This window comes from Saccharospirillum alexandrii, assembly GCF_004000275.1.
Classification (GTDB): Bacteria; Pseudomonadota; Gammaproteobacteria; order Pseudomonadales; family Natronospirillaceae; genus Saccharospirillum; species Saccharospirillum alexandrii.
Genome location: NZ_RCIP01000002.1, coordinates 306,827 through 319,403 on the forward strand (window position 1 = coordinate 306,827; position 12,577 = coordinate 319,403).

The 12,577-nt window shown below is 56.9% G+C and carries 12 protein-coding genes; 6 read left to right on the forward strand and 6 right to left on the reverse strand.

The window, feature by feature from the left end; genetic code table 11:
* Window positions 1-47: 47 nt before the first annotated feature.
* Window positions 48-485, forward strand: a complete 438-nt coding sequence (locus EP166_RS09205; RefSeq protein WP_127556530.1) for a nucleoside deaminase — start codon at window positions 48-50, stop codon at window positions 483-485.
* 140 nt (window positions 486-625) lie between these two features.
* Here the strand turns inward: EP166_RS09205 and EP166_RS21300 are convergent, their stop codons facing one another.
* The 3 genes from EP166_RS21300 to EP166_RS09220 all read right to left on the reverse strand — a co-directional run bounded on the left by EP166_RS21300 (window position 626) and on the right by EP166_RS09220 (window position 2,582).
* Window positions 626-1,414: a hypothetical protein gene (locus tag EP166_RS21300; RefSeq protein WP_220432532.1), complete on the reverse strand. Its 789-nt coding sequence runs from the start codon at window positions 1,412-1,414 to the stop codon at window positions 626-628.
* Window positions 1,415-1,627: 213 nt separating this feature from the next.
* Window positions 1,628-2,257 (reverse strand): SatD family protein, encoded by a 630-nt coding sequence (locus EP166_RS09215; RefSeq protein ID WP_127556531.1) that lies wholly within the window; start codon window positions 2,255-2,257, stop codon window positions 1,628-1,630.
* A gap of 100 nt (window positions 2,258-2,357) precedes the next feature.
* A complete protein-coding gene (locus EP166_RS09220) occupies window positions 2,358-2,582 on the reverse strand; it encodes a hypothetical protein (RefSeq protein WP_127556532.1) in 225 nt (74 codons plus the stop codon).
* A 57-nt stretch (window positions 2,583-2,639) separates the two neighbouring features.
* Here EP166_RS09220 and EP166_RS09225 point away from each other — a divergent pair, with 57 nt between their 5' ends.
* The 5 genes from EP166_RS09225 (at window position 2,640) to EP166_RS09245 (ending at window position 8,564) form a co-directional block, all read left to right on the forward strand.
* Window positions 2,640-4,169 (forward strand): hypothetical protein, encoded by a 1,530-nt coding sequence (locus EP166_RS09225; RefSeq protein WP_127556533.1) that lies wholly within the window; start codon window positions 2,640-2,642, stop codon window positions 4,167-4,169.
* Entirely contained in the window at window positions 4,166-4,861 is a 696-nt protein-coding gene (locus EP166_RS09230) for a VWA domain-containing protein (protein WP_246026259.1), read from the forward strand. Before EP166_RS09225 ends, EP166_RS09230 begins: the two co-directional genes overlap by 4 nt.
* A 719-nt stretch (window positions 4,862-5,580) precedes the next feature.
* Window positions 5,581-6,498 (forward strand): ABC transporter substrate-binding protein, encoded by a 918-nt coding sequence (locus EP166_RS09235; protein WP_246026260.1) that lies wholly within the window; start codon window positions 5,581-5,583, stop codon window positions 6,496-6,498.
* A gap of 15 nt (window positions 6,499-6,513) precedes the next feature.
* Complete coding sequence (locus EP166_RS09240) at window positions 6,514-7,518, forward strand: FecCD family ABC transporter permease (protein ID WP_127556534.1); 1,005 nt, start codon at window positions 6,514-6,516, stop codon at window positions 7,516-7,518.
* Window positions 7,515-8,564: a FecCD family ABC transporter permease gene (locus tag EP166_RS09245; RefSeq protein ID WP_127556535.1), complete on the forward strand. Its 1,050-nt coding sequence runs from the start codon at window positions 7,515-7,517 to the stop codon at window positions 8,562-8,564. Before EP166_RS09240 ends, EP166_RS09245 begins: the two co-directional genes overlap by 4 nt.
* A gap of 191 nt (window positions 8,565-8,755) precedes the next feature.
* Here EP166_RS09245 and EP166_RS21305 read toward each other — a convergent pair whose 3' ends face one another.
* Genes EP166_RS21305 through EP166_RS09260 form a run of 3 tightly spaced genes read right to left on the reverse strand, consistent with a single transcriptional unit; the run spans window position 8,756 to window position 12,538 of the window.
* The gene (locus EP166_RS21305) at window positions 8,756-10,588 is read right to left on the reverse strand and encodes an ABC transporter ATP-binding protein (RefSeq protein ID WP_220432533.1); all 1,833 of its coding nucleotides are present in this window, start codon (window positions 10,586-10,588) and stop codon (window positions 8,756-8,758) included.
* A gap of 43 nt (window positions 10,589-10,631) precedes the next feature.
* On the reverse strand, window positions 10,632-11,567 hold the full coding sequence (locus tag EP166_RS09255; protein WP_127556536.1) for an ABC transporter substrate-binding protein: 936 nt from the start codon (window positions 11,565-11,567) through the stop codon (window positions 10,632-10,634).
* Window positions 11,568-11,596: 29 nt separating this feature from the next.
* Window positions 11,597-12,538: a ferredoxin family protein gene (locus tag EP166_RS09260; RefSeq protein ID WP_127556537.1), complete on the reverse strand. Its 942-nt coding sequence runs from the start codon at window positions 12,536-12,538 to the stop codon at window positions 11,597-11,599.
* Window positions 12,539-12,577 lie beyond the last annotated feature (39 nt).

The following is a 12,577-nucleotide window of genomic DNA, read 5'->3' on the forward strand; positions in this document are numbered from 1 at the left end:
ACCCTCCGCTAGTTTGCGGGTTATACCCCCATTCACAGGAGTCCAACATGGACGAATTCATGCAAGCCGCGCTCGATGAGGCAAAAGCAGGCGTCGCCGAAGGCGGCATCCCGATCGGTTCGGTACTGGTACACAAAGGCAAAATCATTGGCCGGGGCCACAACCGCCGGGTTCAGCAGGGTAGCGTGGTTCTGCACGGCGAGATGGATGCGCTTGAAAATGCCGGTCGTCAGCCTGCGTCGGTGTATCGCGAATCGGTGCTCTACACCACGCTGTCGCCCTGCCCCATGTGCAGCGGCGCCATTCTTCTGTACGGCATTCCCAAAGTGGTGATCGGTGAGAACCAGACGTTTCAGGGCGACGAAGCGCTGCTGACCAGCCGCGGTGTGGAGCTGGACGTACGCCAGGAGCCGGGCTGCATCCACCTGATGGAAACCTTCATCCGCGAGCGGCCTGATCTGTGGAATGAGGATATTGGGGAGTGAAACTCGGGGCAGGCTAGTGTGATGAGTTAGAAATTCGTGATAGAAGAATATGCCTGATCGGCCACCTTAGTCCCGGTGCCAATCGGAGCGCGGCGCTCCTTGGATAGCAAGTGGTAGAATGGGCACGAATTTCTAACTCATCACACTACCTGGCTACTGATCAACAAACTCACCGCCACCGTTAACAAAGTCGAAGCCAGAGTTCCAATCAACACATATTCCGCAAAAGCACGCTCCTCAAGTTGCCGGAAACGGGCAAACCCTTTTGCCGCCAAAATGACCGCAATGATGCTGTACTGAGACCCGGATGCCGCACCCTGTTGCTGACTGCCGACCAAAACAATGTACATCAGCCAACGCTCCAGAATGCCGATAATGCGACCGGCGTTGTACTCGCGCTGGTCGATTTCCGGTTCCGCGTTCTGACTTGCTGTTATGGTCAGTTCAATCGCCTCTGGCGCTTCGGTCTCAGTTAGCTCCGGTGTCTTACTCATGGGTTCCAGGTCGAAGCTGTGGAACAGTAACCGAATCAGTAAATTCGCCTCCCCGGCAACCAGCAAAAAGCCAAGTAACCACCACAGGCCTATGGTCATTTGCTCTGTAGTCAGACCCAGCCAGTCGATTACCAATACCGACCATGAGCTCAGCTCCGGCAACGGCATCAGCAAGGTTGCCAGTACCACTAAAGCAAACCCCATTATGCGTCCAGGCACTAACAACCGTTCAGGGATGACTTTCTCGGAAAAAATCAGGGCTGTGGCAGCCAGTATCGACCAAAGCACCGATGTGACGCCCAGCGCCAAGGCAGGTGCAAGAATGATGGGGATTAGCACCAGAATCAGTAGCAAGCGGTTGCGGAGACGCTGATCGTAGCGAATGAAACTCAGCCGTGTTAGCAACCAAATGGTTAGCAGGAATAAAGATGTCACCAATTTGTTCCCTCATTAAGTGCTCTAATGTCATTGCTAGCAACCAGCTGAGTGCCAGGTGCCGGGTTGGCCTCTCCGGGGTAGTCTGAGGCAGGGATGCCGAAGCCTAGGCCCCATGGACGGGTTGAGTGGGCGGCACCCCGCCCGACCCCGGAGAGGCCTACCCGGTGCCAGGCACGGGCTCCTGGCACCAAAGCAAACCTCAACCTCTGGTTATTCTGCCAGGGCCGCATCCAGGTATCGGGTCAGGGTTTGGATGCTCTCCGTTACATCGTCCAGCCCGCCCTGGCGAATATTCTTGTAGACCGCCTGCTCACTGATCTTTAGTGATTTAGCCAGCGTCGCTACGGTATCGCCCTGCAGCAGACGGTGCAAGATCACCAGGCGATTGGCCTGCCAGCTCTGCCAGTGGCGGTCGAGTAAATTCAGGGTGCTGTGCATCAGGTCCTGTGGCTGGCCTGGAAATTCACCAGCCAGAGCCAGCTGATGGTCACCCTGTTTAAGCTGTTCGATGCTTTCCCGGGCAGCATGAAAGGCCGGGCCGTCCATGCCGATTGCCTGGTCCGGGTTAATGGGTGTGGCCAGGGGGCCAATCGACACGGCAAAACGCAGCCGGACGGGGTAAATGGCCGCCCGAATGGCCAGCATATCGGTAAAGACACGACCGGCCGTACTCAGCACTGCCTGGAATTCATCGCCCAGGGTAATGGTATAGGGTGAGAGCAGGCCATCAGCTTGCCGGTTCAAGCGATCCAATTCCGCTTTAAGATCGTGCTGAACGTCAGCCCGGTCGGTAATCGCTCTGGAGGCAACAATGTCGGCTATTACAATCAGTCGGTTCATAGTTGCAGTTTAGATAGCTGAACTCATAAATCAACCAAATGGGTTTATTTTTAACACTTAAACCATTTTGGTTTATTTTAAACAATTAAACCGTATGCCTTTACTGGGGCGACGCCCAGGCCAGCTCATTTTGACTGAGGATCTGTTGCAGTGAGATCCGGGCAATTTCCTCACATTCCGCCTCCAACACCTGAAACTCAGCAATAGGGTCAACCCGAAACGTCCGAAAGTCATCGCGCCACTCATACCAGGCCATCAGCGTCCCGACGCAGCCCACACAAGGGCTCCCCTGGCACCCGTAGCGGGCCACATCCACGAAACTCACAGAATTTTCACCGCCCTGACCGACACTCCCGCCTGTCAACTCAACGGAGGTTCTGCGATGTTTCAACAACTGCTCACTGTCTGGTCTGATTCCGCCGCCATCTCGGCCGCGATCTGGCTGATTTTACTCGTTACTGTGCTCTATCTCGGTCGCCAGCAGGCGCACCACCTGTTTTCCACCACCGGCCGCGCGGTGTTTACCGCACTGCGTCTGGCATCGCGTTCTGTATTGAAACTGGAGCACCGGCTCAGCCAGCGCAACCGTGATGTGCTGATGGCGCTGGGACGTACCGCGTCGGAAAAAGCCATTGAACGCGAGTTCACCCGGGTCAGCACCCTGGTCGCGCGGGATCTGGCGCATTACCCCAGCCTGCACCGCACCCTGGCCGATGCGATCGAAAAAATCGAGGCCGACTATCAGGCCAGTTCGTTGTCGGCACCGCTGCCACCAGCCTGGTCGGATGTGGTCGATACCATCTCGGCACTGCCCAAAAGTGCCGACCCGGCACTGAATAAAATTCTCGATAACATCAAAGACGCGATTGAAGATTCGCACGAAGAAACCCTGAAAGCGTTTCAGAAAGCCACGCTCGAGCGCCATGGCCACCTGGCCAAGATGCACCCCCAGTGGCGTACCCTGAAAACCACCATGGGCAAAGTCGAGACCACGCTCGACAGCCTGGAAGAACGCACCCGCATGATCGATGGGCAGATGGATCGCTATGAATCGATTCGCAACAACGAAGATGCCGCAGCCAACTCACTGCTGTCGTCCTCGCTGACCCAGTTTTTCATCTCCGGCCTGGTGCTGATCATCGCGGCTATGGGCGGGTTGATTAACTTTCAGCTGATTGCCCTGCCGATGTCCGAAATGGTGGGCGGCACCGCGACCATTGGCTCCTTGCGCATGTCCGACATCGCAGCACTGGTGATCATTCTGATTGAAATTGCCATGGGTCTGTTCCTGCTGGAATCGCTGCGCATCACCCACCTGTTTCCGGTGATCGGCAGCATGGACGATCGCATGCGCCGGCGCATGATAGTGGTCACACTCACTCTGCTGACGATTCTCGCCACCATTGAAGCCTCACTGGCGTACATGCGTGACCTGCTGGCGCTGGACCGCGCGGCACTGCAACAGTCACTGGCCGGTGTCGGTGTGGTTGAAGCCCAGTTCCGCTGGATTCCCTCGATCGGACAGATGGTGATGGGGTTCATCCTGCCGTTCGCGCTGGCTTTTGTAGCGATCCCGCTGGAGTCATTCATTCACTCACTGCGCAGCATGCTTGGCATGATCGTCGTCGGTGTTTTACGCACAGTCGCGGTAGCGCTGCGATTGGCCGGCAACCTCGCCAGTCATGCCTGCAAGATCCTGGCGCACCTTTATGACCTGATCATCATGGTGCCGCTGGGCGTGGAACGGCTGATTCGTCACCGCTCCACAGCGCCGGATCTGAGCGATACCACCACTGCCGCCAAAACCAAAAACGATACGGACGATGCCCCGGCCACAACGGCAAAGACCAAGCGCAGCCGGAGCACCAAAGTTGAACCCGTCCTCACCGACACGCAGGAGGTAACCCCATGAAACTCGTTACCGATTCAGCCAGGCTCAGCCGTCACATCATGACACTGCTGCTGATCACCGCTTTGCTCAGTACCGGCCTGCTGGCCGGCTGCGGAGAGTCACCGGTCAAAAGCCGGGCAGTCTATATGCTGATCGACACCTCGGGCACCTACACCGAGCAACTCGACAAGGCCGAGACCATCATGAACTACCTGCTGGCGACTCTGGACAGCGGTGATTCCCTGGCGCTGGCGCGCATAGACAGCGCCAGCTTTAACGAAGAAGACATCATCGCCAAGGCCACCTTTGACATTCGGCCGAGCACTGCCAACGACCAGAAGCGTCTGTTTCAGCACCATGTGCAGACGTTCACCTCAGAGCTGGTTCGTGGCAGTGCCCACACCGACATTACTGGAGGCGTATTGCAGGCGATTGATTTTCTGAACGAAACCGATGCCGATGAAAAAACCATTCTGGTATTCAGTGATCTGGAAGAAGATTTACCGGAAGGCCATGTGCGCGATTTCCCCATTGATGTCGCCGGCATCGAAGTGGTCGCGTTAAACGTCACCAAGTTAACCCGGGATAATATTGACCCGCGCGATTATGAGAATCGTCTGAATGCCTGGCAGAAGCGGGTAATGGAAGGCGGTGGCCAGTGGCGTGTGATCAACGACCTGGAACGCTTGGACCGGTTAGTGGCTATGAACTGAAGTAAGCAAAAGCCTGAGCCGGGTTATTACTCAAGATTTGGAATTGGCAATTAACTGAGTGTCGGGTGCCGGGGTAACCCTATCTGGGGTAGTCCGCAGCATGGATGCTGCGGTCTAGGCTCCATGGATGGGTCCACGCCGACCCCAGATAGGGTTACCCCGGCGCCTGACACGGACTCCAGTTACTGAAGCAAACCCAAACTCCGAACCATGAGTTATAACCCGGCGAAGATTGTCATACTGGAGGGGTTGAGTGACATAGCCAGGGTGAACAACAGCGTGGTCACCGTTAGAGCCCAAAGTTTGCTGCGCAGTTCCATGTAGATATCGAGCTCCTTTGTGACGGGGGTGCTTTACTAAAAAACCAGCCGGGATTTAACATTGGAGGGGAAAAATCCCGGCTGGAAACCATTCAGCGTGTTCAACAACCTTGTTGGCACTCAGCCAACGCCTTTGCGACAGAGGGTGGACAAAGGCGTTGACGAGTCGACTTCCTGTTACCCTAGTTCGGGACCGTGCTCCTTCTCCGGGGTCCAGCGCTGAATCGACCTTCGAGACCCACTTTAATGATAATAGTTATCATTTGCAAATTATAATTTGTTAATTCCATCACACCGCTGAACTGCAGCGACTTTTATTAGCCCCTAAGTGGGTGCGGTTGATAATAAGAACAACTATCAATACTATCAGCAACCCCTAACCTATCTCAGGAGTTGTCCGTGGCCCATCGTCTTACTTCAACCACCCTGCTCGGCCTGATATTGGCGGCATCGCTGTCTTTCGCGCAGGCAGAATCCATTCGTATTCCTCATGCCATGGGCACCGCTGAACTGGACGCTCCTGCGCAACGCGTCGTCACCCTTTACCAGGGTGCCAACGACGCCGCAGTGGCACTGGGCATTACCCCCGTGGGTGTCGTTGATTCCTGGGTTGAGCAACCGATGTACCATTACCTGCGCGATGAGCTGGCCGGAGTGACTCATGTTGGTCTTGAAACCCAGCCGAACCTGGAAGCCATTGCCGCGCTGAACCCCGATGTCATCATCGGTGCAAAAATGCGCCACGAAAAAATCTACAATCAGCTGAACCAGATCGCCCCGACGGTGATGCACGAGACCGTTTTCCAGTTCAAGGAAACGCTGAATCTGGTTGCCGAGGCAACCGGCACCACCGATGCAGCCGCCGACTGGAATGACCAATGGGATGCACGCATTCAGTCATTTCAGCAACAGGTTTCCGAGTCCGGCGTCGACTGGCCACAGGAAGTGGCATTGCTGAACTTTCGCAACGACCACGCCCGCATCTACTACTCCAGCTTTGCCGGAAACATCCTGAACGAACTGGGGTTTGAGCGCCCGGCTGGCCACCAGGAAGACATCTGGGGCGTAAAGCTGACCTCCAAGGAAAGCATTCCCAGCATGAACGCCGATGTGTTCTTCATGTTCATGACCGAAACCGACCCGACGGTGATGGAAAACTTCACCAGTTGGACGTCTCACCCGCTGTGGAACACCCTGACGGCGGTACAGAACGATCAGGTCTACCGGGTCAACGAGGTGGACTGGAACATGGGCGGCGGCCCCATTGCGGCCGAACGCATGGTCGACAGCGTGTTTGAACACTACGGTCTCGACTAACCCAGAGGACTCGCCGTGCTGTCGACACTGCCGGTCAAGGCACTGGGGCTGACCCTGTGCCTGGCGCTGTTACTGGCAACCACCCTGGCCAGCATCGCCCTGGGGCAAACGGCCATGTCGTTTGCCACGGTTATCAACGCCTTGTTCAACTACGACGCCGACCAAATTGAGCACATTATCGTGCGCGCCAACCGCCTGAACCGGGCCGTTCTGGCAGCCCTGGTGGGTAGCAGTCTGGCCATTGCCGGCACCCTGATGCAGGCGATGACCCGCAATGGGCTCGCATCGCCCAGCCTGCTCGGCATCAATGCCGGCGCGCTGTTTTTTGTCGCGATGGCGTTTACGTTTTTTTCGCTGACACGCCTGCAGGATTACATCTACATCGCCTTTTTCGGCGCAGCCGTCGCCGGCCTGCTGGTCTACAGCCTGGGCATGACCGGTGCCGCCGCGCGCGCGCCGGTGAGTATCGTTCTGGCTGGCGCTGCCATCACGGCTTTGTTTCTGGCATTCACCCAGGGATTGTTGATTCTCAACCGGGAAAGCCTGGAAGGCATTCTGTATTGGCTGGGTGGCTCAGTCGCCGGCAAACCGCTAGACAGCGTGATCCCTTTCTTGCCGTTTTATGGCATTGCAATAGTCGGTACCGCCCTGCTGGTGCGCCAGATCAACCTGATGATGCTCGACGACGACGTCGCCCGCAGCCTCGGCCAACGCGTTGTTCTAACCCGAATGGCGCTCGGTGTGGTCATCATTTTGTTGGCCGGCGGTGCCGTCGCACTGGCCGGCATGATCGGCTTTATCGGTCTGATCATTCCCCATCTGGCACGCGGCCTGTTCGGTCGAGACCACCGCTGGGTATTGCCGTCAGCGGCCATGCTCGGGGCCAGTTTATTGCTGGGCGCAGACACTCTGTCGCGCTTTATCGTGCCACCCCAGGAAGTACCCGTGGGCGCACTGACGGCGCTGGTCGGCACCCCGGTTTTCATCGCCATCGCCCGCAAACGCAGCCCGACATTATGACCACTCATTATCTATTCCGTTCCCGCGCTGAAGCTCTGGCGCTGGCCATTCATCGCCAGAGCTTCAGGCGCTGCCTGGTCATGGTGGCGGTAACGCTAGGCTTACTGCTGGTCTATCTCTGTCTGGGCAGTACGCGCATTCCACCCATGGACGTTATCGCCACGTTGGTATCGCCCGACACCAGCGACCACCGCTTCGTTATTCAGACATTGCGACTACCACGGGCTTTGTTAGCGCTTTTGGTCGGAGCTGGCCTCGGCGTCTCCGGCGCACTGTTACAACAGATAGTGCGCAACCCCCTGGCTTCACCAGACATCATCGGCATCAGTGACGGCGCCGCACTCGGCGCCGTGCTGTTCCTGGCCTGGTTCGCGGGCACCGTCAGCCTGACCTGGTTGCCACCCGTGGCCATCGCTTCGGCGGCGCTGACCGCCACCATCATCTATGCCCTGGCCTGGAAGCCTGGCGGCACGACAGCCGTTGCGCCAATCCGCCTGGTTCTGGTGGGCATAGCGCTGGCCGCTGCGTTGAAAGCCGTGGCTACACTGGTACTGGTCATGAGCCCGCTAAGCACCACCGTACAGGCTTACATCTGGCTAACCGGTACGGTTTATGACGCACAGTGGCAGGATGTCACCCGCTTACTGCCCTGGACGCTGACGCTGATTCCTGTTGCCATGCTCGCAGCACGGGCGCTGACATTGCTGGGTATGAACGACGAACAATCCAAAGGGCTGGGGCTGGCCGTAGGCAGGTATCGGTTACTGTTACTGGCGTGCAGTGTAGGTCTGGCCGGTTCGGCGGTGGCGTTTGCCGGAGGAATGGCTTTTGTCGGCTTAATGGCACCGCACCTGGCGCGGCGTTATACAGGCCAAACCAGCACCGGTCTGATTCTGGGCGCCGGTTTAACCGGGGCCTGCTTGGTTCTGCTGGCCGATCTGCTCGGCCGGGTCGCCTTTTTACCCCAGGATCTACCGGCGGGTATTTTCGTATCGGGCGTCGGTGCGCCCTTCTTTATTTATTTGCTGTACCGGCGTCGAGCCTGAGACCAGGCATTTACTTCGGAGGTTTGTTTTGCATTGGTGCCAGTAATCCGTGTCAGGCACCGGCTATGCCTAACTGGGGGCGGCATGAACCCATCCATGGGGCCTAGACTTCGGCATCCATGCCTCAGACTTCCCCAGTTAGGCATAGCCGGCACCTGACACTCAGCTGGTTCCCAACTCTGACACTTTAACTACAAAGCTTGCTCTGCAAACCCCTCTATCTGCCGTTGCCATAGCCGAGCATAGCCACCATTCAATTCGAGCAACTCCGAGTGGGTGCCACTCTCAATTATTCGACCGTCTTCCATGTACAGAATGCGGTCCATGCTCACCACTGTGGACAATCGATGTGCAATGGCGATGACCGTACGACCCTGCATCAGTAACTTCAGTGCCCGCTGAATCGCCGCTTCGGATTCGCTGTCAAGAGCTGACGTCGCTTCATCCAGCAACAGCACCGGCGCGTCCTTTAGAATCGCCCGGGCAATGGCAATTCGCTGGCGTTCACCACCAGAGAGCTTGACCCCGCGCTCGCCGACCAAGGTGTCGTAACCATAGGGCAATGCCTGAATAAAATCATGGCACTGCGCTGCCTGAGCGGCGGCAATGACGGCCTCATCACTGGCATCGGTGCGGCCATAGCGAATGTTATCGCGCACACTACGGTGGAAGAGTTCTGCGGTTTGCGAGACCTCGGCAACCTGGCGTGCCAGTGATTCCCGCCTCCGCTCACGGATGTCCTGGCCGTCCATCAATATCTGACCCTGGTTCAGTGTGAAGCGACGCGTCAGCAACTTAATGAGCGTAGTTTTACCGGCTCCGGACGGACCGACCAGCCCGACTTTTTCACCCGGCTTTACCGTCAGCGAAAAGTTATTAAACAGTGTCTTCTGCTGCTCGTAGCCGAAGGTCAGATCGCGGCATTCGATCTCTCCCTGCTCCACAACCAATTGTTGTGCATCCGGTGTATCCTGATTTTTCAGTGGCACGGCCAATACATCGAGCGATTCATTCACTTCGCCCAGTTGCAGATAAAAATCGAGAATGTAATCGCCCAGACTGGTGATCGACATCGCCAGTTGCAAGCCGATAGTCAACAACATGGCGACGGTGCCGACACTCAAGTCTCCCAACAAAGCCCGTTGCAATGCGAACCAAACCAACACACTCATAAAGCCTGCTGTGAGTGCCAATTGCACGATGCGCATGGCGCTGAACCAGAACCGTGCCTGCTTGCCGCGCAGGGCTTCCTCGTTCAGGCGAATACTGAGCCGTTCCGATTCGTGGTCGCTGGCGCCAAAGCTGTGCACCAGATCGATAGTGCCAATCGAGTCGGCCAACTGGCCGGTCACCCGTGACCGGGCTTCACCGAGTACACGCCCAACTTTCAGCACGCGCTTGGCCATCCACATTGATACCATCAGGAAGACCAACGCAAAGCCAACATAAGCCAGGCCATACATCGGCACCGCCTGGAATATTAAAATGCCCGCCACCAGAATACCGACCGCTACCTGGGCAAATTGCAGCACAAAATACTCAACCAGATCCGGCCCGCTTTGCGCTGCCCTTCGAATACGCTGGGTCAGAGCACCGGTGAAGGTATTCTGAAAAAAATGGGTTGGCTGGCGCAGGGTGTAATTGAACAACTCGCGCGCCACCAGACTGGTCAGTTTCGGCAGCGTAAAGGCATTCACGAAGGTATAGAGACGGCCCAGCACCGGCCCGATCAGCCAGACCACCAGGAGCCAGCCGAACCAGGTCATCAATCGGGTGGCATCCGATGAGTCAATGGCCTCGGGCAGCAAGTCGATTATTCGGCCAACGACCCAGGGCGTCATCGACATGCTGGCAACGGACAATACCGTAATCGACAACAACAGCAATAAACGCCAGGGCAGAAAATTCAGTGCAATCCAGCGGCAGAAAGCCATCGGCGTATCGGGAAACGGCGGCCGGTCCGCATTCTGTTTTGCGGACGATGGAGGTACCGTACCAGCTTGCGGGTCAGCCTTCGTTGTCATCGGTTATCCATAGTCTTCAGCGTCCTTAACTGAGTTGAACCATTCAGCGTTGTGTTTCTACAATCTGAACAATCTGTGGCACCAGTTCGTCGAAGATGTAATGCAAACTCAGTGGCGACATAAAGGAAAAGGCACCGCCCAGTTCTTTGTCGACATAAATTTCACGGCCTTGCTGATGAAATGCCATCAGATCTCGACCAGGTACGTTGGCCGCATCGGTTTGCGCATCGCCGGTCGACAGCCAGATCAGCGCATCAACATTCAGCAGCGACAGTTCTTCAAGGCTCAGTTCACTGTAGAACCGGTCACCCGCCAAATCGTTGATGGCCTCGGGAATTTCCAGCCCGAGTCGTTCCAGAAAATCACCGCGCAAATCGTTGTCACTGTAAACACCTAACTGCCCTTCCCAGTAATAGGCGATGGCCGCCTGCTTTCCCTCAAGCGCCGGGTGTTGTTCCGTCACCGTATCGAACCGCTGCTCAATCTCTTCAACCATGGCTTCAGCTTCGGGGAGCTTGCCGACGGCACGGCCGATCCAGAGCGTCCGCTCGTGCCAGGGCATACCCCATTCAATATAGTCACCCGATTGCGGCAACGTGGGGGCGATCAGGCTGAGTTGCTGATACTGCTCGGCGCTAATGCCCGACGACAAGCCAACGATCAAATCCGGCTCCAGCGCGGCAATGGTTTCCACATCCAGCTCACCAAACGGCAGCACCACCGGTTCGGCCTTTCCCCACAGGTCGGCCGCCCAGGGCCAGGTGGCCTTGTCCATATCGCCATACCAGTCACGCACGGCCAACGGCTTTTGGCCCAGTGCCAACAGGTCATCATGGTCACTGTAGCCAATTGAGACGATGCGCTCTGGCGCTTCGGTTAGGGTGGTGGTCCCGTATTTATGGTCAAAGGATTCCGGAAAAGCCCAGACAGCGGTACTGAAAGACAGAGCGAGGGCCAGTAAGGCCACTTTATTTGGCATGGTGACTCCGTGCGCAGAAGTAGAATGAATTAACCCTGGGAAGACAGTGAAATCGGGTCGTTGTGTGCTAAGACCGACAGCACCTGCCAGGTGTTGTGAACCACCGGTGCTTCGCCATCGTCCATGGCGGTGCAGGTCCCGTAACGCTGAACCGTCTCGGGTGCCAGCAACACACTTAATAGACCGAACTCGGTACCGGAACGCCAGCGCAGCGTGATCGACTTACGGCCATCATCGAGGTCGGTGTCACTTTCTGGCTCCAGCCGATCCGGCCAGATATTGTGCTCAGCAAGATGCTGTCGAATGGCCACTTCTGCGACCTGCTGTTCGGGCGACAATAAACGGTCACCCCGGTAACACGGTAAAAAAGGCCGGTCTTTACTCTCCGCATCCAGAAAGGCCCCTGCTTTATCGGCATCAACACGGCCGTATTTTCGAGCCTGCGGAAACACCAGAATCGACGTCGCCAGCCGGCAACCCCCCAAATGCGTGCTTTGCCATATTTCTATATTCTCCGGCCGTGTCTCTGCTGCAGCGGTGAGTGCCTTGTAACTCGCATTGCCAAACTTGGCGCAGCAACGGTCTTTCTTACCGTGGGTGCAACACAGCACTACCGAATCCGGAATTTCCGCGACCTCCCACTCGGCGAGGGATTGCCCTGCCTTCAGTGCCGACAAGAAATCAATCAGCTCTGAACGCGGCACATCAAAGACGCGCGACTCGGGCATCAGATAAGCCCGGTGTGTTGTCGCAGACTGTGCTTTCCGGTCGATCAGATTCAGGCGCCGGCCGGCCTCTGCCAAAGCGGCGATGGCGGCCACTTCATCGGTGGTCATGTCCTTTGCCTGATTAAAGGTTTTCGACCAGCGACCACTGGGCCAGCTCAGCAACAAGTTGGCGCCCGGGTGCCCGCCCGTACCCGGTAAAGGCTCGGCAACATCCCGGCTTATTTGTGCGCAAAAGGCTGTCAAAACGAACTCCTATTCCCAAACGCCAACCCTGACCTGGCC